This is a genomic window from Bradyrhizobium sp. BRP23 (genome assembly GCF_020194135.1).
Lineage (GTDB): Bacteria > Pseudomonadota > Alphaproteobacteria > Rhizobiales > Xanthobacteraceae > Bradyrhizobium > Bradyrhizobium yuanmingense.
Map to the genome: position 1 here is coordinate 340,915 of NZ_JADYVW010000003.1, position 21,686 is coordinate 362,600.

Genomic DNA, 21,686 nt, shown 5'->3' on the forward strand with positions numbered 1-21,686 from the left:
TTTACGAGAATGCCCTGCTTTCCCTACAGCCAGCGAAACCATTTGGCCGGCAATGACTTGGTACCGTGTCTTTACTTCGAGAACACGGAACCTTGCGATGGCTGGGCCTTTTGCCAATGACAGCGAACAGATCGACCGGCGCACCAGCCGCTCGATTTGCGATGCCGTGGGCGAACGGCTGCAGCAGAGCCTCCGGCCCGAGCCGCGCCTGCCGACCCATCTCGAGAAGCTCCTGAACGAGCTGCGGCGGCGCGAGCGCGAGACGCACTAACGGAAAAACGAGTTGCGTTCGCCGCGCCTTGCGGTGACAAGGCCGCATGCTCGCCATCACCGACTTCTCTATCCGCCTCGCCGGACGCCTTTTGATCGACCAGAGTTCCGTGCAGATCACGCCCGGATCGCGCGTCGGCCTGGTCGGACGCAACGGCACCGGCAAGTCGACGCTGTTCAAGGTGATCCGCGGCGAACTTGCGGCGGAGCACGGCTCGGTCACCCTGCCGCCGCGCTGGCGCATCGGCAGCCTTGCGCAGGAAGCGCCGAACGGTCCCGAAAGCCTGATCTCGGTCGTGCTCAAGGCCGACCTCGAACGCGACGCGCTGCTCAATGAAGCCGAGCACGCGACCGATCCGCACCGCATCGCCGAGATCCAGACCCGCCTCGTCGACATCGACGCGCACTCGGCGCCGAGCCGCGCGGCCGCGATCCTCTCCGGCCTCGGCTTCTCCGCCGCCGATCAGCTCCGCCCCTGCGCCGAGTTCTCCGGCGGCTGGCGCATGCGCGTCGCGCTCGCCGCAACGCTGTTCGCGGCGCCCGACCTTCTGCTGCTCGACGAGCCCACCAATTATCTCGACCTCGAAGGCACGCTGTGGCTGGAGGATCACCTTGCGCATTATCCGCGCACCGTGATCGTGATCAGCCACGACCGCGACCTCCTGGAAAGCTCGGTCGACCAGATCCTGCACCTGGAGCGCGGCAAGCTCACGCTCTACAAGGGCAGCTACTCCTCGTTTGAAGAGCAGCGCGCCGCGCGCGAGCTGCTCGACGCCAAGGCGGTCAAGCGCCAGGAGGCCGAGCGCGCTCGCCTGCAGTCCTTCGTCGATCGTTTCAAGGCCAAGGCATCGAAAGCCCGGCAAGCACAGTCGCGCGTCAAGATGCTGGAGCGGCTGAAGCCGATCACGGCGCTGGTCACCGAGGACGTGCGCGAGATCAGCTTCCCGGCGCCGGAAAAGATTCTGTCGCCGCCGATCATCGCCGTCGACAACGCCTCGGTCGGCTACGACCCGGCGAGCCCCGTGCTCAATCGCGTCACCTTGCGCATCGACAACGACGACCGCATCGCGCTGCTCGGCGCCAACGGCAACGGCAAGTCGACGCTTGTAAAACTGCTCGCCGGACGGCTCGCGCCGTTCTCGGGCAAGGTGACGCGCGCGGACAAGCTGTCGATCGCCTATTTCGCGCAGCACCAGCTCGACGAGCTCAACGAGGACGCCTCCGCCTACGACCACGTCCGCAAGCTGATGGGCGATGCGCCCGAAGCCAAGGTGCGGGCGCGCGCCGGCGCGATCGGCTTCTCCGGCAAGGCGGCCGATACCAAGGCCGGCAAATTGTCAGGAGGCGAGAAGGCGCGCCTTCTCCTGGGCCTTGCGACCTTCTTCGGCCCCAACATGATCATCCTGGACGAGCCGACCAACCATCTCGACATCGACAGCCGCGGCGCGCTTGCGGAGGCGATCAATGAGTTTCCCGGCGCGGTGATCATGGTCTCGCACGACCGCTACCTGATCGAGGCCTGCGCCGATCGGCTCTGGATCGTGGCCGATCGCACCGTGACCAATTACGACGGCGACCTCGACGAGTATCGCCGCCTGGTGCTGTCCACGCGCAACGCGGAAGCCCCGCGCGAGCGCAGTGCGCCGCCTGAGAAGCCGCAGCGGCCGAAAGCGGACAATCGCGGCTCGCTGAAGAAGCGCATCGCCGAAGCCGAGGCCGAGATCGCCCGCGTGAGCGAGATCATCGCCAAGATCGACACGGCGCTGGCCCTGCCCGACATTTTCACGCGCGATCCCAAGCAGGCGGCGCAGCTGTCCAAGGCGCGTGCCAATGCCGCCGACGCGCTGGCACGCGCCGAGGAGCAATGGCTCGAGGCGAGCGCGCAGTTCGACGAGGCGGCGGGCTAACGTCTCCACCGCACTCCAACCAAACGTGCAAAACAACCCCATGCACAGTACCGGCATGATGGCACCGGCGAACTAGCCTTTGAAGGAGTTGCTTTTTGCCCGCTCGGCCGGCAAGCCCAGCGGGGCGCCATAACTCAATCCGCGTATTGCCCGGCCGCCTTGATGATCGGCGCCCAGCGGTCGATCTCGCTCGCCAGCATCGCACCCAACGCCTCCGGCGTCGCCTTGTCCTGCGGGACCGGCTCGGTGTTGATGTCGTTGAATCGGGCGATCAGCGCAGGATCTCTGAGCGCGGTCTGCAGCGCCGCGGTCAGCTTCTGAACGACCGCCGGCGGCGTTCCCTTGGGCGCATAGATGCCGTGCCAGACACCGAGCTCGAAGCCTTTGAGGCCGGCCTCGTCGGCCGTCGGCAGATCGGGCAGGCTCTTCAGCCGCTCCTTGGTGGTGATCGCGTAGGCCTTGACCTGCTTGGCCGTGATCGGCCCGGTGGTGTTGGTCGCCTGGTCGCAGGTGAGATCGATCTGCTTGCCGAGTAGGTCGTTCATGATCGGGCCGTTGCCCTTGTAGGGCACCGTGGTGAGCTGCTTCTGGATCGCGGTCATGAACAGCATGCCGCACAGATGGGAGGCCGCACCCAGGCCGGCGTTGGCGTAGGTCAGCTTGTCGCCCTGCTGCTGGGCATAGGCGACGAGCTCCTTGAGCGTGTTGGCCGGGAAATCGGGCCGCGCAATGATGGTCATCGGCGCGTTGGTCACGAGCCCGATCGGCGCAAAGGCCGTCTTGGTGTCGTAGCTGAGGTTGCGGTAGAGCGTCGCCGCTGTGGAGATGCCGACGTGATGGATCAGCAGCGTGTAGCCGTCCGGTTGGGCGCGCGCAGCGCGGGTCGTGCCGATGGTGCCGCCGGCACCGGTCGCGTTCTCGACGATGACCTGCTGTCCCAGCGATTTCGCCATGCCGGCCGCGGTCAGGCGCGCGATGGTGTCGGTCGGCCCGCCCGCGGCGAATGGAACCAGCATGGTGATGGGCCGGGTCGGATAGTCCTGGGCGAACGCCGCGCCAGACGACACGAGCAGAGCCGATACGAGGGCTATGAACCGCATTAGTTTCCTCCGGATTGTTTGTTTGCGCCATCAAAGCGCATTCCGGGGCGCGCGGCAAAGGATTACGGTCAGCGCTTGCGAGCCGCTGTTTTTGTCGAGGCCGGCTCTGGTGGCGCCGCCGAAACCGCGAACGTCACCCATGTGCTCCAAGTGCTTGCGCGGTTCTCGACCTCCACGTCCTTGTAGCCCTTGATGTTCAGATATCCCTGGTAGCCGTCAGACATCGGAATGATGAAGCCGACCTGCGGTCCGATACCAATCGCGCGTCCCCGAAAACCTCCGAGCTTGGCACCGGGACCGGAATCATCGGTGATCTGCTGGTAGAAGTAGCCGGCTACGCCAATCTGAAAGTGCTTGCCCAGAAATTGTGACGCCGCCCAGTCCACGTGGAAGTCGATGCCGTTCTGATACTGCAGATACGGATTGGGCAGGCTGTAGGTCAGTCCGCCGACGACCGAGAATTCATGGCCGGTCTTCGGGTCGAAGTAGGTGTAGCCGGCTCCTGCATCCCAGGCGACAAAGCCGAGATTGAGATTCGCGAGCCGGGTCGGATCGTAGGTGCCGCTCGGGATATTGCTGGTGATGTAGACCATCTCGTTGTGGACGCCCTGATTCCATTTCAGCGTGCCTTGGTAGAACACATCAGAGAGCGTGGTCCGATTGTCGCTTCTGCCCCCTGAAATGACATTTCCGGCGGGGCCGGTCAGCGTGGCGTCGATGCCGACACCGACATTGCCGGGCGCAGTGATCAACGAGATCGCGGCTTGCCCGCCAAGCACGGGAGTCGGTGAGACGTAGGTGATGCCGATGGCGAGCGCATCGCCATGCGCGTTCAGCCCGGTGACGACGGAACCGCTGGCTCCGCCGCTCGTAACGAAATTCTTGGTGGCTCCCGCATCGGCCTGCAGGTGCAGATAGATCGAAGCATAGGCCCAGCCCGGCACCGTCGGCGCGGCGGCCAGGCTGCCGAAGATGCCGGGGAGCCAGAAGCCGACACCGCCGGCGTCCGCCAAGGCTTGGGATGGAAGCGAAATGATCGCCCATCCGAGGGTCGCCACAGCCGCGAATGATGCCTTTGTTCTCATGGTGCCCTCCATTCAGAACGGAACGACGTAGTTGAGGATTGGCTTGGGCTCCGCCGGTAGCCGCGCCGGCACGTCGACATAGGCCCAGATCATCGCGATCGGCCACCGCGCGAAGCCGAAGATCAGCGTGATCCAGCGAGCGACGCCCACCGCCTCGGCCCACGGGTGCCCGCGCCGCCTGGCCACGTGACCTGGCAAGGATCCCAGGAGCCAGACCACCAAAACGATGACAACGACCAGAATGGTCAAGACGACCCAGGAGAGGAGATCGAGTCCGTTCACGGCATGAAGCTCACGGCGTCACGATGTTGAACCAGAACGGCGGCTTCTCGAATAAGCCGACGAACTCAGTCACCGCCTCCTTTCGACCTTCGACCTTGATGTCGCCGGAAGCGATAGCCTTGTCCGCTGTGATCTCGCCGGCCTGGATCCGGTCGAATGTGGCTTTGCTCAGCGTCAGCTTCGCGTCTGTCGACGCCGGCTTCTTCGAGTAGTTCAGCACGCTGTTCTCGACGACGAGAGCGTAGGCTTCCCTCAGGTCGCTGAAGTCCATTGTGACCGAAAGCTTTTTGCCCGCCGCCTTCTGCGCGTCGAGCTGCACGGCCAGATAGTCGAAGGTCATTTCCGGCGGCATCGCCCTGATGGTGTCGGGGCCAGCGGTGTCGATGCTGCCGGCGCTCGGCAGCCCGTGCCGAAGCTCCAGCGCGCCCTGCAGGTACACCGAACGCCAGGGCCCGGATTCCGCCTGATAGCCCATCTGCTCGTAGCTGTCGGCCAGAAGCTCCTTCGCCTCCTTGTTGTTGGAATCGGCGAAGACCACATGCTTCAGCGCCTCGGCGACCCAGCGATATTCTCCCTTGTCGAAGTCCGCCTTGGCTTTCTGCAGCACCGAGGTGGCGCCACCCATGTAGTCGACGTACTTCTTCGCGGCTTCCTCAGGAGGCAATTGGTCGAGGGTTGTCGGATTGCCGTCATAGAAGCCCATGTAGAACTGGTACACGGCGCGGCTGTCGTGCTTCAGCGAGCCGTAGTAGCCGCGGTTGAACCAGGCCTTGTCGAGCTCGGGCGGCAGCTTGATGATGTTGGAGATCTCGACGCCGGTGTAGCCGCGGTTCATCAGGCTCACCGACTGGTCGTGCATGTATTTGTAGAGGTCGCGCTGCTTCTTCCAGTACGCGATGATCTTGTCGTTGCCCCACATCGGCCAGTGATGGGCCTGGAATTTGACGTCCGTTCCCTCGCCGTAGAGATCGATGGTCTCGTTGATGTACTTGGCCCAGTTCAGGGCATTGCGGACCTGCGCGCCGCGCAAGGTGAGAACGTTGTGCATCGTGTTGGTGGTGTTCTCGGCCATCCACATCGCGCGGAACTGAGGCAGGTAGGTGTTCATCTCGGCCGGCGCCTCCGTGCCCGGCGTCAGCTGGAACACCATCCGGACGCCATCGATGACGATCTCCTCGCCGGTCTTTTTGATCTCCCGTGTGGGTAGGATCAGTCCCGAATTGCCGTGCCCGATGGTCTGGCCCAGACCGGCGTTGACGCCGCCTTGGGCGTTGCGGGCCAGCAGAGGTCCGTACATGTAAATGCCGCGGCGGCCCATCGCATTGCCGGCGATGACGAACTCGCTGATCGCATGCTCGGTGAAGTTCTGCGGTGCGAAGATCTGCACCTTGCCCGCCCTGACATCCGCTTCGTCGACGAGACCGCGCACGCCACCAAAATGGTCACCGTGGCTGTGGCTGTAAACCACGGCCAGCACGGGCCGCTTGCCGAGGTGCTGGCTAACGATGTCGTAGGCCGCCCTGCCCGTCTCAAGATTGCTCCCGGTGTCGAGGATGATCCACCCCGTCTCACCTTGGACGAAAGTGACATTGGCGAGGTCGTAGCCGCGGACCTGAAAAATGCGATCATGGACCTTGAACAGACCATACTGCATGCAGAGCTGCGCGTTGCGCCACAAGCTCGGATTCACGGTGTCCGGCGCCGGCTTGTCGACATCGATGAACTTCTTGTAGGTTTCCAGATCCCAGACGATGCCGCCCTTCTCGTCGCGGATTGTCAGCGTTTCGGGCTTGGCGATCAGGCCGCGCGCGGCGTTCTCGAAGTCTTCCTTGTCATCGAAATTGAGGTACTTCCTGAGCGCATCGTTGGCTGCCTTGGTCGCGGCTGTTGCAGGCTTGGGTTGTGTGCCGGTTGAGGATTGCGCGGCCGCGGCGGGAATGACACCAGGCGACCACCCGAGCCATGCTAGGGCAGAGCCGGCCAACATGAGCTGGCGTCTATCAGGGCCAGCGGAGGCAGTGTCGGGGGTCGCTGGAGATTGTCGCGCATCGCGAGAGATCATTGCTTCACTCCGATAATGAGACGATGAAGCGACCCCCACAATGCGGGGGGTCGGCCTGAACCATCTATTGGGGGCAATAGTCCCAGAAGCCCTGGGTGCGGGACGGATCCGTGTAGTACCAGCACATCCCGGGCGCCGGCGCCGCGCCGGCCCAAGCAGCTGCTGTCGCTGCCGTTACGAAGCCGATCGCGGCACCGGCTGCGATGGCGCCACCGACCGGCCAGCGGTACCAGCCAGGACGCGCCCAACGTACGCCACCGCCATGATAGCCAGGCCGAACAACGGTCGTTCGTCGCACCGCGGCATTGCCGCGCGGCCCGACGACCGCCGTGCCGCTGCGGACCGCGGCCCCTCCGCGTGGTCCGACCGCTGCGCCGCGGCGATGCACAGCGGCACGCACCTGTGTGAGGTCGTCTTGGAACTGGAAGGCTGACGGGTCAGGCGTCAAGGGCGCTGCTCGAACTGCGCTCGGAACGGCGCAGCAAATAGCTACCAAGATCAGGAGAGAAATCCGGAAGTTCACGGCAGGCCCGTGATCGAACGTCATGCGAAATGTCGGCATTGTCAGGCCCTCCAATTTTCTTATCGGCTCACAGATCGTGCGAGCGCCTATGTCAGCCTCTCGTCTTCCTTCCCCTTGCTCCTCCTTTGCGACCTTTCGGCTTCATCTCGCAGCGGTTGCACATCTAGGATAGCTCACCTCCCTCCCGCTGTGATGTGCAGTTTGTGCCGATGCGACGCCTTGCCGCCTTCCGTCGAAAAATGAAGGATTTTCAACTGGATGTTGTGAGCGCAATTCGAGGCAAATTGCCCACGCCGCTTTTTCGTCGCAATGAAAGCGAAGCTTAGGGTGCCGAGCCAGAGTGCAAGAGATGCCGGGCGTCGTTGGGATCATCGATCAGGGCCGTGGCGGCAGCACGATCAGTTGCCGCGAGATTACGATCAACGGGTTCGAGCAACTTCGCGCCGCGACGCCCACGAGCAGCGCAGAGATCATCCAGATCCAGCCCGGCCGCATGCAAGGACATCTGAAGCACGCGAGCGTCGCCGGACTATCGCTCGGGTTTGGCACGTTCTCGCACGGGGTGATTTCGCGCGGCGTCTACAGCGACGACCGAGTGACGATCGGGTTCCTGACGCAGGTCAATCGGCGACGCAGCTCCCAGCGAGGGATCGGCGGCATTCGGATCTGGTCTCCCGGCGTGGAGCATCAAAGCCGCTACGTCGCGGGCGTTTCCTTTGGCGCCATCTCTGTCTCGACGGAGGATATGGCTCGGTTCTTCGGACCCGACAGCCGGTTCAGCGAGCCGACAGCATGGCTGGGAAGAAGCGCGTTCCACACCAACCCTGAAACGGGCGACGCTCCGGCCCGCGTGCTGAGAAGCATCATGGCCGGCTTCGACCGATGCGCTGGCAAACTGGGTCCGTCCGAGGCGGAGTACTGGAAGCGGGCCATCATCGAAAGCGCGTGCTACGCGATTGCGAACTCGGAACAGTCGGCCGTCTTCGTCTCTTCACCGCAACGGCTGGTGAGACGAGCGCAGGAGTATCTCGACGCTTCGGGCGACGCTCCAATTCACATCTCTGAGCTTCTCGCGTATCTGCGCGTGTCCCGACGCGCGCTGCACAGAGCCTTCGACGAAGTCCTCGGCATTCCGCCAATGAGATACCTTCGGCAGAAGCGGTTGTGCGAGGCGCGGCTGCTTCTGCAACACGGAGCTGCAACCGGCGTCACCGTGGCGGAGGTTGCCTTCAGGCAGGGCTTCTCCGATTTCAGCAGGTTCTCGGCCTATTATCGCGTCCTTTTCGGCGAGAATCCGTCCGAGACGTTGAACAGACATTCGATGCGGAGCTGAAAGCCGGCCGGACCTGAATGGCACGTCCGGAGCTCCACCTGTTCGGGCTCAAGCTTCCGCTGGCCGAGGCACGTCGCACATCGTGCGGCTTCATGGTACGAGGTAGGCGCTCTTATTTTGAATAGGTAGTTTCAAGGAGATCCCGGATGTCATCGCCCGAACCGATCAAATTCACCGACGGCGCGGCTTACGAGCGCTTCATGTCGCCCTGGAGCCGATCGGCCGGCAACCTGTTTCTCGACTGGCTCGCGCCCCGTCCGGGACTAGCCTGGGTGGACGTCGGTGCCGGCAATGGCGCGTTCACCGAACTCCTTCTTGCAAGAGGTGCCCCTTCGTCGGTTTGCGCGATCGATCCCTCCGATGCGCAGATTGCAACGGCGCGCGAAAAGTTGGCGGCAAAGCAGGTCGAGCTCTCGATCGGCGATGCGATGGCCCTGCCCTATGAGGCCAACCGCTTCGACATCGCGGTGATGGCGCTGGTGTTGTTCTTCGTCCCCGATCCGCGCAAGGGCGCCGCGGAAATGGTCCGCGTCGCCAAGCCGGGCGGCCTGGTCGCGTCCTACACTTGGGATATTTTGCGCGGCGGCACGCCCACGCAACCATTGTGGGAGGAGTTGGATGCGCTTGGCATTCCGGCAGCGCGCCCGCCGAGTGCAGAGATCTCGCGTTTCGAGGCGCTGAAGGCGCTCTGGGCGGAGCTCGGTCTACGCGATATCGAAACCCGCGAACTGGTGGTCGATCGAACGTTCTCTGACTTCGACGACTACTGGCTGTCCATGGTCGTGAGCAGCCCGACCGGCATCGTGGGAAAGCTATCGGAGGCCGAGGGTGCGGAGCTCAAACGTCGACTCCAGGCGCGACTGCCGGCAAGCGCGACCGGCGCGATCACCTTTCATGCCTCGGCGACCGCGATCAAGGGCCGGAAAGCGGGTTGATGACCTGGACTGCATCCGCGTTCGGGAGCCACACATCGCATTCGATGTAACCTGCGCGCGACCTTGCCGTTCGCTCAAGGGCTACGTCTGCTGCTCGGCATCGCTCTCGAGCTTGTTACGGAGTGCCGCGACGATGCGATGAACCGTTTGCAGATCCTTGACCGCAAGCCCTTCGGAAAGGCTGTTGACCCACGGCATCTGCAAAGCCATGGCGGCGTCGAAAGCGCGCCGCCCCTTGTCGGTGAGGACGACGAGCTGTGCGCGGCGGTGATGCGGATTGGCCTCGAAGGCAACGAGGCCTTCCGCATGGAGGTCGTTGACGATCCGCTGCACGTTCTGGCGATTGCCGCCGAGATCGCGGGCGAGCCAGGCTACCGGCTGCGGTCGCTCTGCCTGCACGATGGCGCCGAGAATCTGCCAGCGGGCGCTGGTGAGCCCGAGCGGGGCCACCAAACGGTCCCCTGCGGTCAGGAGCAGGCTGTTCAGCCGGAACAAGTCAAGCATGAGGTTCGTCAGGGCATCGCCGGCCGGCGTCCGTTGGGATTTCCGCATCCGTCACCATAGACAGTTATTGACATCATGATGTCAAATTACTAGATTGCATATAGTACCATATAGACACCATAAAACCATCTCGACGGAGTTCGTCATGGCACGCTTACGCCCACTGGACCCTGACTTTCCCATCGAGCGTCAGCTCGGCATCGACACCGGCCCTTTGGTGCTGGTGAATCTGTTCACGCTCGACAAGGCCGACGAACAAAGCTTTCTCCAGGTCTGGCAGGACGATGCCGCCTTCATGAAGCGGCAGCCCGGCTTCATCTCCACCCAACTTCATCGGGCGATCGGCGAAAGCCCCACGTATCTGAACTACGCAGTTTGGCAGACGAATGCCGACTTCCGGGCTGCGTTCACGCACCCCGAGTTCAGGCCGAAGATCTCGGCTTACCCTGCATCCGCGGTCGCCTCCCCGCACCTGTTCCAGAAAGTCGCGGTGCCCGGCATCTGCGTCGCGTAGCTCGCTTCGAAAACGGCAGACCCATGACCAAGATCATCCACCCAGTCGCGGGAGCGGTCGCACTGATCACCATTGCGACTTTCTGGCTTTCCACGGCTCTCACCGAGCTGTTTGCGTCACACGAGACCATAGCCATGGTGAAGACCGCCATACCGTGGGGCTTCCTGCTGCTCATTCCGATGCTTGCGGCGACGGGAGGCTCGGGATTCGTCCTGGCAAAGCAGCGGCGCGCCGGCCTGATCGGTGCGAAGATCAAACGCATGCCGTTCATTGCCGGCAACGGCATCCTGATTCTGATTCCCGCCGCGTTGTTTCTTGCCTCCAAGGCGAAGGCCGCGGAGTTCGACACCGCGTTCTACGCCGTGCAGGCTCTCGAACTGGCCGCCGGAGCAACGAACATCGTTCTGCTCGGTCTCAATATGCGTGACGGCTTCAAGATGAAGGGCGGTTTCCGCGTTCGCGAGCCTGATCGCTTGAGCACCAAGCCGATCCTCTGAGTGCGAAGATTCTTTCACTGCTGCGGAAGTGATCCCCGCCTATGCCTGCTTCTTCTTCCCCTTGGCCGCCCTCGGCACCGGCTGCGGGTCCGGATTGCCTTCGATCGAGGACAGACGTCCAGCGGTGAACGTGTAGATGCCGGCGCGCGGACCGGTGGTCCAGGTGACGACGGCGACGCGGCGGCCGCCAGCGTCGTTGGACAGGTTGACGGTCGAGGGCGCGCCGATGCCGCGCACCACGTCGCATTCGGTGTGGCCGAGCGCGACCGTGCCGCCGATCGGCGCGGGCGTCGTCGAGGCATTGGCATCGGCCGGTCCGGGCGGCGGCGCCATGCCGGGACAGGCGCCGTCGGCGCTGACGAGATCCTCAGCCCGCACCGGCTTGTCGGGGGTCAGCGGCGGCGATTCGATCGAGATGTTCTTGATGAAGAGGCGGCCGGGTTTCTGGAACCATTCGGCATCCTTCGACAGCAAATCGGCCCCGCCCGCGCAGCCCGCGACCAGCGGTGCTACGGCAGCCAACGCAATCAAGAGCGAGCCGGGAAGCTTTTGATGTCGCACGATAAACGAATTCCCCACGTGAAGGACCAGCCCTAAGCGATTGTCCCAACATCCCTTTGCGGCATGAAGGTGGCCGAAGCCAGCATCGCCCGAAAACTGCAAATTATCATTAATTGCGGCTAATTGCGCTTCTGCCACCGGCCGCGGTCGTCGGCCTGCCAATAGGTGACATCAAATCCCCGCGCCTTGCAATCCGTCCAGGCCGTGCGGGCGAGCGCAAGCGCGTCGGGATCGTCGCCATTGAACAGCAGCACCATGCGCTCATAGCCCTGGGCGTCCTCCGGCAGCGCGGCGTTGTCGACCAGGAAGCGGACATTGGCCCCGTTGGGATTGCCGCCCTCGATCGCCAGCACGATCGGCTGGTCGGCCACATCGTTCACCCGCCATGTCGCGTGCGGCAGGAATGAATCGTCGCGATAGGTCCACAAGTGCGAGTCGAGCGCATCGGCGCGCTCCTCCGAGGTCGACTGCACCACGACGCGCCAGCCGCGCTCGAGCGATTTCTCGAGAAGCGGCGGCAACACATTCTCCACCGTCATGTTTTGCAGATGGTAAAACAGCACTTCAGTCATGTCGGGTCATTTGCGCTCGTAATGGTCGGCGACTAGGCGGTCCAGCAGGCGAACGCCGTAGCCGCTGCCCCAGCTCTGGTTGATGTCGGTCTTCGGCGCGCCCATGGCGGTGCCGGCGATGTCGAGATGGGCCCAGGGCACGCCGTCGACGAAGCGCTGCAAGAACTGCGCGGCGGTGATCGAGCCGCCATGGCGGCCGCCGGTGTTCTTCATGTCGGCGAACTGGGAATCGATCAGCTTGTCGTATTCCGGGCCGAGCGGCATGCGCCAGACCTTCTCCCCGCTCTCGATGCCTGCCGTGAGCAGCCGGTCGGCCAGTTCGTCGTTGTTGGAGAACATGCCGGCATGCTCGGTGCCGAGCGCCACCATGATGGCGCCGGTCAGCGTCGCAAGATCCACCATGAATTTCGGCTTCACTTTCTTGGCGACATACCAAAGCACGTCGGCGAGCACGAGGCGGCCCTCGGCGTCGGTGTTGATGATCTCGATGGTCTGGCCGGACATCGAGGTGACGATGTCGCCCGGCCGCTGCGCGTTGCCGTCGGGCATGTTCTCGACGAGGCCGATGGCGCCGACCGCGTTGACCTTCGCCTTGCGCGCGGCGAGCGCATGCATCAGGCCGACGACGCAGGCCGCGCCGCCCATGTCGCCCTTCATGTCCTCCATGCTGCCGGCCGGCTTGATCGAGATGCCGCCGGTGTCGAAGCAGACGCCCTTGCCGACGAAGGCGACGGGGGCCTCGCCCTTCTTGGCGCCGTCCCAGCGCATGATCACGGTGCGGCTCGGCCGCGCCGAACCCTGGCCGACACCGAGCAGCGCGCCCATGCCGAGCTTCTGCATCGCCTTGACGTCGAGCACCTCGACCTTGACGCCGAGCTTGCGGAGCTGACCCGCTCTGCGGGCGAACTCCTCCGGGAAAAGCACGTTCGGCGGCTCGTTGACGAAGTCGCGTGCGATGATCACACCGTCGACGACATGGCCGGCCGCGGCGAACGCTTTCTTCGCCGCACCGGCATCGCCGACCGCAAGCGAGACGTCGGCGCGCGCGCCGCCCTCCTCGCCGTCCTTCTTCTTGGTTTTGTAGCGATCGAACTTGTAAGCGCGTAAGCGCAGGCCCGAGGCGATCGCAACCGCCTGCTCGCTGGTCAGGGCGCCACCCGGCAGCTCCGCCAGGATGGTCATCGCGCTGGTGCCGGCGGGCAGCTTGCTGGCCGCCACCCCGCCGAACTTGAGGAAATCGTTGGCCTTGAGGCCGGTCGCCTTGCCGGCGCCGATCACGATCAGCCGGGTCGCCTTCACCCCCTCCGGCGCCAGAATGTCCAGCGCAGCACCACTCTTGCCCTTGAAGGCGGCCGCAGCCGCCGCGCGCTTCACAATCTCGGCAGCGCCGCCGAGGGCCTTGACCGTCGCCGGACCGAGCTTCAGCCCGTCGTCGCAGAACACGACCAGGATGCCACGAGGGGCGGCAGACAGCGGGACAAAGCCGACCTTGATGGCATCGGACATGGATAACTCCTCCAAAAGATGGGGCTTTTCGTCGTTCGGGCGTTCCAGCCACAACCGGAGCTGAACGGCGATTCACTGAGGCGTCCCCCACTATGGGCCACCCGCCCGGCAGATGCCAAGCTCCGCCGTGGCCCCCACGCCACAACAGCGAAATATTAACCATATGATGAGGGTGCCACGGGGCAGCCATTTTGTTGACGGATCAAAGGGATGGTAGTGAGAGGATGAACTGGCGGAAGAGCTGTTGGCCGACCTTGGGGATCCCCTGATCGGGGATTGGTTGGGCAGCCGGAATTCCGATCGGAATTGGGGCTTGGTGGGAATTCGTGCGGTAGCGCATGGGGTCGATCGATAGGTATATCTTCCGCACGACGCTGGCGTCGTTTGCGCTGGTCCTGGTCAGCCTCACCGGCGTGATCTGGATTACGCAGGCGTTGCGCGGCATCGACCTGATGACGAGCCAGGGTCAGACCATCCTCACCTTCCTCGGCATCACCAGCCTCGTGATCCCGGCCCTGGTCCTGATCATCTCGCCGATCGCGCTGATGATCGCGATCTCGCACACACTGAACAAGCTCGCGACCGATTCCGAGATCATCGTGATGAATGCCGCCGGCTTCTCGCCGATCCGGCTGTTCGTTCCGTTCTTGTATGCCACCTGCGTGGTGGCGCTGCTGGTCGCCTTCATCGCGGCCTATCTCGCCCCAGACGGGATGCGGCGCATCAAGCAGTGGGATGCCGAGATCACCGCGGACGTGCTCACCAACATCCTGCAGCCCGGCCGCTTCGCCCGGCTCGACGAGAACCTCACGATCCGGATTCGCGAACGCCAACCGGGCGGCATCCTCGCCGGCATCTTCATCGACGACCGCCGCGATCCGAACGAGCGCGTCTCGATCGTCGCCGAGCACGGCGAGGTCGTAAAGAACGAGACCGGCTCGTTCCTGGTGCTGGAAACCGGCAATCTCCAGCGCTTCGAGGCGGGCAAGCGCGATCCGGCGCTCGTGGCCTTCGGCCGCTACGGCTTCGACATGTCGAAATTCGCCAAGGGCCGCGACGTCACCCTCGGCATCCGCGAGCGCTATCTCTGGGAGCTGTTCTCGCCATCCGACAACGATCCCGTCTACAAGCAGATTCCAGGGCAGTTCCGCGCGGCCTTGCATGACAGCCTGCTCGCGCCGATGTATCCGTTCGCCTTTGCGGTGCTGACCTTTGCCTTTCTCGGAGCGCCGCGCACCACTCGCCAGAGCCGCAACTTCTCCATCGCCTCCTCGATCGTGGCGGTGTTCGGCCTGCGCATGGCCGGTTTCGCCTGCTCGGTGATGGCGGTGAAGTCGCCGGGCGCGGTGCTGGCTCAATATGCGATGGTTTTCGGCGCCATCGGCGTCGGGCTGTGGATGATCATCCGCGGTGTCGTGGTCGAGCCGCCTCCCGGCCTGATGGAGGCCATCAACCGGTCGAATGCACGGATCGCACGGCTGTTCGGACGTCCGGCCACCGCATGAGCATGCTCACCAACACACTGGGGCGCTATTTCGCCGGCCGCTTCGTGGTCGCGGCGCTCGGCGTCTTCGGCGGCATTTTCCTGCTGCTGGTGCTGGTCGACTACATCGAGATGGTGCGCAAGACCTCGGGCCTTGCATCCGCCTCCGCGCTCATGGTGGCCGAGACCTCGCTGTTCCGGGTGCCGCAGCTCCTGGAGAAGCTGACGCCGTTCTGCATGCTGATCGGCGCCATGACCTGCTATCTCGCCCTCTCCCGCCGGCTCGAGCTCGTGGTGGCGCGCGCCGCGGGCATCTCCGCCTGGCAGTTCATCGCGCCCGCGCTCGGCAGTGCGCTCCTGATCGGCGTGATCGCCACCGTCGCCTACAATCCGATGTCGGCCAATTTGCGCGAGCTGTCCAAGCGCATGGAGGCCGAGCTGTTCGGCTCCGCACCCGGCGGCGGCATCCAGGACGCCTCCGGCTTCTGGCTCAACCAGATGACCAGCGACGGGCAGACCATCATCAATGCGGCGCGCAGCGAGCAGCAGGGCATCCGGCTGACCGGGCTGACGCTGTTCCGGTTCGACCAGGACCAGCACTTCAAGGAGCGGGTCGAGGCGCGCGAGGCGACGCTGGATGCCGGCCGCTGGCTGTTCAAGGGCGTCCGCCGCTTCTCGCTGGACGGACCGCCGATCGACCAGGCCACCCTGGAAATTCCGACCACGCTGACCGAGGCGCAGGTCCGGAACAGCTTTTCCACCCCCGAGACTGTGTCCTTTTGGCAACTACCGAGCTACATCCGCTCCTCCGAAAGCTCGGGCTTCGCGACAGCCGGATACCGACTCCAGTATCAGAAGCTTCTGGCACAGCCGTTTTTGCTCGCAGCCATGGTGATGCTCGCGGCCTCCGTGTCGTTGCGCTTCTTCCGGATGGGCGGCGTGCAGAAGATGGTTTTGAGTGGCGTGGGCGCAGGCTTTCTGCTCTACGTTCTGTCGAAAGTAACTGAGGACTTGAGCAAGGCTGAGTTGATGCATCCGATCGCTGCGGCGTGGTTGCCCGTTGTGGTGGGCGGCCTCACCGGCTTTTTGGCCTTGCTCTATCAGGAGGACGGATAGTGACTGCCGTCCGCCGAGGGCACGTGTCTCGTTTGACGCGGCGCACATGGGTGCGCGCGAACGGGCGCGACTTGTCCGTCCGCAGGCTCCTGATTGCCGCCGTCGCGGCTGCCTCGCTCGGCGGCTTGATCGACGCTGCCGCCGTGGCGCCGGCGAAGGCCCAGAGCTTCACCTACAATCCGCTGCCGCCGCGTGCGAAGCCGCCAAAGGCCCCCAACGACAACCAGATGCTGGTTCAGGCCACCGAGGTGAACTACGACTACAACAACTCGCGCGTCTCCGCGGTCGGTAACGTGCAGCTGTTCTACAACGGCACCAGCGTCGAGGCCGACCGGGTCATCTACGACCAGAAGACCAAGCGGCTGCATGCCGAGGGCAACATCCGCATGACGGATGCCGACGGCAAGATCACCTATGCCGAGATCCTGGATCTCTCCGACGATTACCGCGACGGTTTCGTCGATTCGCTGCGCGTGGACACGGCGGACCAGACCCGCATGGCCGCGAGCCGCGCCGACCGCTCCAGCGGCAATTACACGGTGTTCGAGAATGGCGTCTACACGGCCTGCGCGCCGTGTAAGGACGATCCGAAGAAGCCGCCGCTGTGGCAGGTCAAGGGTGCCCGCATCATCCACGACCAGCAGGAGAAGATGCTGTATTTCGAGACGGCACAGATCGAGTTCTTCGGCGTGCCGCTCGCCTACATGCCCTATTTCTCGACGCCCGACCCGACCGTGAAGCGTAAATCCGGCTTCCTGATGCCGGGTTATATTTCCGGCACGGACAGAACGGGCTATGGCGTCGAGGTTCCCTATTACTGGGCGATTGCGCCCGACATGGACGCGACCATCACCCCGCGCTTCTTGTCGCGGCAAGGCGCGCTGCTGCAGGGCGAATTCCGCCAGCGCCTGATCGACGGCGCCTATCAGATCCGTGCCTACGGCATCTACCAGCTCGATCCCGGAGCATTCGCGGGGCTGCCCGGCGACCGCGAGTTCCGCGGCGCCATCGACACCAAGGGTCAGTTCGCCCTCAACGACAAATGGGTCTGGGGCTGGGACGGCGTGCTGATGTCCGACTACTACTTCTTTTCGGACTACCGGCTCTACCAGTACCGCGATCCGCTCGGCTCGTTCCTGTTGCTGCCGACGGAAGCGCTGTCGCAGCTCTATCTGACCGGCGTCGGCAACCGCAGCTTCTTCGATGCGCGCACGATGTACTGGCTGAGCTATTCGGGCAACCAGAGCCAGGTGCCGATCGTCTACCCGGTGATCGACTATTCCAACGTGCTCAACTATCCCGTCTTCGGCGGCGAGTTCAGCTACAAGACCAATTTCGTGAACCTGTCGCGCGACGAAGCGGTGTTCGACCCGATCACGACGCTCGCCAACACCAACAGCCTGTGCACCACGGCATCGGCCGATCCGCTGGCGCGGATGCCCTCGCAGTGCCTGCTGCGCGGCTTCCCCGGCACCTACACCCGCCTCACCGCGGAAGCGCAGTGGCGCAAGTCCTTCACCGACCCGTTCGGCCAGATCTGGACGCCGTTCGCGAGCCTGCGTGCCGACGCGATCAGGTCCTCGGTCTCCAACCAGCCCGGCGTGTCGAACTACCTGCCCGTCGGCGACACCGAGGCGTTCCGCCTGATGCCGACCGTGGGCCTGGAGTACCGCTATCCCTTCATCAACGTTCAGCCCTGGGGCTCGACCACCCTCGAGCCGATCGCGCAGATCATCATCCGGCCGAACGAGACCTATGCCGGCAGGCTGCCGAACGAGGACGCCCAGAGCCTGGTGTTCGACGCCTCGAACCTGTTCAGCGTCGACAAGTTCTCCGGCTACGACCGGGTCGAGGGCGGCGGCCGCGCCAATGTCGGCGTGCAGTCCACCACGCAGTTCGACAGGGGCGGCGCCGTTAAGGTGCTGTTCGGCCAGTCCTACCACCTATTCGGCCTGAACTCCTTCACGGTGCAGGATGCCATCAATACCGGCCTCAACTCCGGCCTCGACAAGCCGCGGTCGGATTACGTTGCGAGCGCCAACTACTCGCCGAACAGCACCTACACGTTCAGCGTCCGCTCCCGCATGGACGAGCAGACCTGGAACGTGCAGCGCTTCGAGGCGGAAGGCCGCGCCAACTTCAATCGCTGGTCGGTCAGCGTGTTGTACGGCAATTACGCAGAGCAGCCGGAGCTGGGCTATCTGACCCGCCGCGAAGGCATCCTGACGACGGGCTCGCTGAAGGTCGCGACCAACTGGGTGGTGTCGGGCTCGGCGCGCTGGGACCTCGAGGCCAACAAGATCAACCAATATGTGCTCGGTGCCGGCTATGTCGACGATTGCTTCGTGCTGGCGGCGAATTACGTAACTTCGTATAGCTATTCGGCGGGCACCGCACCGCCCACGCTGAGCCACGCGTTCATGTTCCAAATCGGCCTGCGCACGCTGGCGAACTCATCGACGACCAGCGGTTCCACCGGCCTCCAGTAAATGGTTTGAAGTGCCGGCCGCGTTTGCCCTATCTCGACGCGGCCGACATGCGAGCGACATCATGACGACGCCATTGCCTGTCTTCCGCCTCCTTCTCGCCATCGGTGCCGGGCTGATCTTGGCCGCCCTGCCCTCGCCGTCGCGCGCGCAGAACATCGCCGTGATGGTCAACGGCGATCCCATCACCGATTTCGACATCGAGCAGCGCATCAAGCTCGACCAGCTGTCGACACAGAAGACCCCCAGCCGGCAGGAGGTCATCAACGTGCTGATCGACGACAAGGTCAAGATCAAGGAAGGCAAGAAATACGGCGTCGATCCCAGCGTGTCCGACATCAACCAGTCCTATGACGGCATGGCGCAGCGCATGCGCATCACGCCGGATCAGCTCACCAAGTCGCTCGAATCCAAGGGAGTCCGCCCGGAGACGCTGAAGAGCCGCATGAGGGCCGAGATGGTCTGGGGCAGCCTCGTGCGCGGCCGCTTCAAGGAGAAGCTGCTGGTCGGCGAGCGCGACGTCGCGCAGGCCGTGCAGGCGCAGACCGGCGAAAAGCTTCAGATCGAGGGCACCGAGTACAAGATGCAGCCGATCGTGCTGATCGTGCCGCGCGGCTCGTCGGCGGCGTTCCTGGAAACCCGGAAGAAAGAAGCCGAGTCCTATCGGGCCCGCGTCGGGAGCTGCGAGGAGGCCAATTCGCTGTTCCGCTCGACCCCGAACGCGACCATCCGCGACACCGTCACCAAGACCACCGCGGAGCTGCCGGAGCCGCTGCGCAAGGTGCTCGATGACACCCCGATCGGCCGCCTGACCGCGCCCGAGATGACCAAGAACGGCATCGAGATGGTGGTGCTGTGCTCGCGCAAGCCGACCATGATCGACACGCCGAAGAAGCGTGAGGTCCGCGAGAAGATGTATCAGGAGAAGTACGAGAAGACGCAGAAGGCCTATCTCGACGAGCTGCGCAAGGCGGCGATGATCGAATATCGCAACCGCTGATGGCCAAGCACTTCTCAGAGCCCTCAACCGAGTCCGCAGCCAAGCCTCTTGCAACCAAGCCCCTTGCAGCCAAGCCCCTTGCAGCCAAGCCCCTTGCCCTCACCCTGGGAGAGCCCGCCGGCATCGGCCCCGACATCACGATCGCGGCCTGGCTCAGGCGGGGCGAGCTGAACCTGCCCGCCTTCTATCTGCTCGGCGACGAGGCCCTGATCGCGCGCCGCGCCAAGGCACTCGGCGCCGATATCAGGATCGCCGCGGTGGGCCCCAGTGAAGCGGGTTCCGCGTTCACGGACGCCCTGCCCGTGGTCGCGACCGGCGAGCGCGCCACCGCCGAGCCCGGCAAGCCCGATTCATCCAGCGCGCCGGCCGCGCTCGCCTCGATCCGGCAGGCGGTCCTCGACGTGCGCGCGGGCCGTGCCGGCGCCGTCGTCACCAACCCGATCGCCAAGAGCGTGCTCTACCGCGCCGGCTTCCGTCATCCCGGCCATACCGAATTCCTCGCCGAGCTCGCCGCGGAGAACGGCCGCGTGCCGCAGCCGGTGATGATGCTGTGGTCGCCCCAGCTCGCCGTCGTGCCCGTGACCATCCACGTCTCGCTGCGCGATGCGCTGGGCGAGCTCACCAGCGAGCTGATCGTCTCGACCGTCCGCATCGTCGCCACCGAGCTGAAGTCCCGCTTCGGCATCGCAAGGCCGCGCATCGCGGTCTCCGGTCTCAATCCCCATGCCGGCGAGGACGGCTCGCTCGGCCACGAGGAGCAGACCGTCATCGTCCCGGCGCTGAAAGCGCTGCGCAACGACGGCATCGAGGCCAGAGGGCCGCTGCCCGCCGACACCATGTTCCACGAGGCGGCGCGACGGACCTATGATTGCGCGGTCTGCATGTATCACGACCAGGCGCTGATCCCGATCAAGACCGTCGCCTTCGACGACGCCGTCAACGTCACGCTCGGACTGCCCTTCATCCGCACATCGCCCGATCACGGCACCGCCTTCGACATCGCCGGCACGGGCAAGGCCAATCCGGCGAGCCTGATCGCCGCGCTGCGGCTCGCCAGCCGCATGGCCGCCTCGCAAAGCTGATGAGCGCGATCGACGACCTCCCGCCGCTGCGCGAGGTCATTCGCCAGCACGCGCTGTCGGCGCGCAAATCGCTCGGCCAGAACTTCCTGCTGGACCTCAATCTCACCGCGCGCATCGCGCGTGCGGCCGCACCGCTCGAGGATTCCACCATCGTCGAGATCGGCCCCGGCCCGGGCGGGCTGACGCGGGCGCTGCTCGCGCTCGGCGCCCGCCGCGTCATCGCCATCGAGCACGACGAGCGCGCGATCCCCGCCTTGCAGGATATTTCCGCGCGCTACCCGGGCAGACTCGAGATCGTGCATGGCGATGCCATGACCTTCGATCCACGCCCGCTGCTCGCGGGCGAACGCGCCAAGATCGTCGCCAACCTGCCCTACAACATCGCGACCCAGCTTCTCATCAACTGGCTCGTTACCGAGCCCTGGCCGCCCTGGTACGAGATGATGGTGCTGATGTTCCAGCGCGAGGTCGGCGAGCGCATCGTCGCGCGCGAGGACGAGGAGGCCTATGGCCGGCTCGGCGTGCTCGCCAATTGGCGCTGCGAGACCAAGATCCTGTTCGACATTGCGCCGTCCGCCTTCGTGCCGCCGCCGAAGGTGACCTCCTCCGTCGTGCGTCTCAAGCCGCGCGCAGAGCCGCTTGCCTGCGATCGCAGGATGCTCGAACAGGTCGCCGCCGCCGCCTTCGGCCAGCGCCGGAAAATGCTGCGGCAAAGCCTGAAATCACTGAATGTCGATCCGGCGCGGCTTGCACGAGCCGCCGGCGTCGACGCGACGCGGCGCGCCGAGACCATTCCCATCTCCGGCTTTGTTGCCATGGCGCGTGAATTGGCGGATATACGCAGCGAAAACTGAGTAACCAAGAATTC

20 protein-coding genes are annotated in these 21,686 nt (G+C 64.4%); 12 read left to right on the forward strand and 8 right to left on the reverse strand.

Annotation, left to right across the window (positions count from 1 at the left end; translation table 11 throughout):
- Positions 1–97 precede the first annotated feature (97 nt).
- Both I6F24_RS09700 and I6F24_RS09705 read left to right on the forward strand, forming a co-directional pair.
- A complete protein-coding gene (locus tag I6F24_RS09700) occupies positions 98–271 on the forward strand; it encodes a hypothetical protein (RefSeq protein ID WP_225149509.1) in 174 nt (57 codons plus the stop codon).
- 46 nt (positions 272–317) lie between these two features.
- Entirely contained in the window at positions 318–2,177 is a 1,860-nt protein-coding gene (locus I6F24_RS09705) for an ABC-F family ATP-binding cassette domain-containing protein (protein ID WP_225149508.1), read from the forward strand.
- Between the two features lie 134 nt (positions 2,178–2,311).
- Here I6F24_RS09705 and I6F24_RS09710 read toward each other — a convergent pair whose 3' ends face one another.
- From I6F24_RS09710 to I6F24_RS09725, 4 genes are all read right to left on the reverse strand, one after another.
- Positions 2,312–3,277 (reverse strand): tripartite tricarboxylate transporter substrate-binding protein, encoded by a 966-nt coding sequence (locus I6F24_RS09710; RefSeq protein WP_225149507.1) that lies wholly within the window; start codon positions 3,275–3,277, stop codon positions 2,312–2,314.
- A gap of 68 nt (positions 3,278–3,345) precedes the next feature.
- The gene (locus I6F24_RS09715; RefSeq protein WP_063824084.1) at positions 3,346–4,374 is read right to left on the reverse strand and encodes a transporter; all 1,029 of its coding nucleotides are present in this window, start codon (positions 4,372–4,374) and stop codon (positions 3,346–3,348) included.
- Complete coding sequence (locus tag I6F24_RS09720; RefSeq protein WP_036000593.1) at positions 4,375–4,644, reverse strand: DUF3302 domain-containing protein; 270 nt, start codon at positions 4,642–4,644, stop codon at positions 4,375–4,377.
- 10 nt (positions 4,645–4,654) lie between these two features.
- Positions 4,655–6,631 (reverse strand): alkyl sulfatase dimerization domain-containing protein, encoded by a 1,977-nt coding sequence (locus I6F24_RS09725; protein ID WP_051056839.1) that lies wholly within the window; start codon positions 6,629–6,631, stop codon positions 4,655–4,657.
- A 947-nt stretch (positions 6,632–7,578) separates the two neighbouring features.
- Between I6F24_RS09725 and I6F24_RS09730 the strand changes: the two genes are divergently transcribed.
- Together I6F24_RS09730 and I6F24_RS09735 are read left to right on the forward strand one after the other, a co-directional pair.
- Positions 7,579–8,562, forward strand: a complete 984-nt coding sequence (locus tag I6F24_RS09730; protein WP_225146657.1) for a helix-turn-helix domain-containing protein — start codon at positions 7,579–7,581, stop codon at positions 8,560–8,562.
- Between the two features lie 146 nt (positions 8,563–8,708).
- Positions 8,709–9,497 (forward strand): class I SAM-dependent methyltransferase, encoded by a 789-nt coding sequence (locus I6F24_RS09735; protein WP_036000597.1) that lies wholly within the window; start codon positions 8,709–8,711, stop codon positions 9,495–9,497.
- 81 nt (positions 9,498–9,578) lie between these two features.
- Here the strand turns inward: I6F24_RS09735 and I6F24_RS09740 are convergent, their stop codons facing one another.
- Complete coding sequence (locus I6F24_RS09740) at positions 9,579–10,049, reverse strand: MarR family winged helix-turn-helix transcriptional regulator (protein WP_036000600.1); 471 nt, start codon at positions 10,047–10,049, stop codon at positions 9,579–9,581.
- A gap of 97 nt (positions 10,050–10,146) precedes the next feature.
- Here I6F24_RS09740 and I6F24_RS09745 point away from each other — a divergent pair, with 97 nt between their 5' ends.
- On the forward strand, positions 10,147–10,515 hold the full coding sequence (locus I6F24_RS09745) for an antibiotic biosynthesis monooxygenase family protein (RefSeq protein ID WP_225149505.1): 369 nt from the start codon (positions 10,147–10,149) through the stop codon (positions 10,513–10,515).
- A gap of 23 nt (positions 10,516–10,538) precedes the next feature.
- Entirely contained in the window at positions 10,539–11,012 is a 474-nt protein-coding gene (locus I6F24_RS09750; protein ID WP_225149504.1) for a hypothetical protein, read from the forward strand.
- A 39-nt stretch (positions 11,013–11,051) separates the two neighbouring features.
- On the opposite strand, the gene I6F24_RS09755 is transcribed toward I6F24_RS09750, so the two are convergent.
- The 3 genes from I6F24_RS09755 to I6F24_RS09765 all read right to left on the reverse strand — a co-directional run bounded on the left by I6F24_RS09755 (position 11,052) and on the right by I6F24_RS09765 (position 13,651).
- Complete coding sequence (locus I6F24_RS09755) at positions 11,052–11,534, reverse strand: hypothetical protein (RefSeq protein ID WP_081494469.1); 483 nt, start codon at positions 11,532–11,534, stop codon at positions 11,052–11,054.
- A 158-nt stretch (positions 11,535–11,692) separates the two neighbouring features.
- On the reverse strand, positions 11,693–12,145 hold the full coding sequence (locus I6F24_RS09760) for a DNA polymerase III subunit chi (RefSeq protein WP_036000609.1): 453 nt from the start codon (positions 12,143–12,145) through the stop codon (positions 11,693–11,695).
- 6 nt (positions 12,146–12,151) lie between these two features.
- A complete protein-coding gene (locus I6F24_RS09765) occupies positions 12,152–13,651 on the reverse strand; it encodes a leucyl aminopeptidase (protein WP_057028975.1) in 1,500 nt (499 codons plus the stop codon).
- Between the two features lie 338 nt (positions 13,652–13,989).
- On the opposite strand from I6F24_RS09765, the gene lptF reads away from it, so the two are divergent.
- The 6 genes from lptF (at position 13,990) to rsmA (ending at position 21,672) form a co-directional block, all read left to right on the forward strand.
- Complete coding sequence (gene lptF / locus I6F24_RS09770) at positions 13,990–15,156, forward strand: LPS export ABC transporter permease LptF (RefSeq protein WP_109143997.1); 1,167 nt, start codon at positions 13,990–13,992, stop codon at positions 15,154–15,156.
- Positions 15,153–16,250 carry an LPS export ABC transporter permease LptG gene (gene lptG / locus I6F24_RS09775; RefSeq protein WP_036000645.1) on the forward strand — a complete coding sequence of 366 codons (1,098 nt, stop codon included), beginning with the start codon at positions 15,153–15,155 and terminating at the stop codon, positions 16,248–16,250. The genes lptF and lptG overlap by 4 nt, the downstream gene beginning before the upstream one ends.
- Positions 16,250–18,739 (forward strand): LPS-assembly protein LptD, encoded by a 2,490-nt coding sequence (locus I6F24_RS09780; protein WP_225149503.1) that lies wholly within the window; start codon positions 16,250–16,252, stop codon positions 18,737–18,739. Before lptG ends, I6F24_RS09780 begins: the two co-directional genes overlap by 1 nt.
- A gap of 61 nt (positions 18,740–18,800) precedes the next feature.
- Entirely contained in the window at positions 18,801–19,736 is a 936-nt protein-coding gene (locus I6F24_RS09785) for a SurA N-terminal domain-containing protein (protein ID WP_036000650.1), read from the forward strand.
- Positions 19,736–20,818 carry a 4-hydroxythreonine-4-phosphate dehydrogenase PdxA gene (pdxA, locus tag I6F24_RS09790; RefSeq protein WP_225149502.1) on the forward strand — a complete coding sequence of 361 codons (1,083 nt, stop codon included), beginning with the start codon at positions 19,736–19,738 and terminating at the stop codon, positions 20,816–20,818. The genes I6F24_RS09785 and pdxA overlap by 1 nt, the downstream gene beginning before the upstream one ends.
- Complete coding sequence (rsmA, locus tag I6F24_RS09795) at positions 20,818–21,672, forward strand: 16S rRNA (adenine(1518)-N(6)/adenine(1519)-N(6))-dimethyltransferase RsmA (protein ID WP_109144000.1); 855 nt, start codon at positions 20,818–20,820, stop codon at positions 21,670–21,672. The genes pdxA and rsmA overlap by 1 nt, the downstream gene beginning before the upstream one ends.
- Positions 21,673–21,686 lie beyond the last annotated feature (14 nt).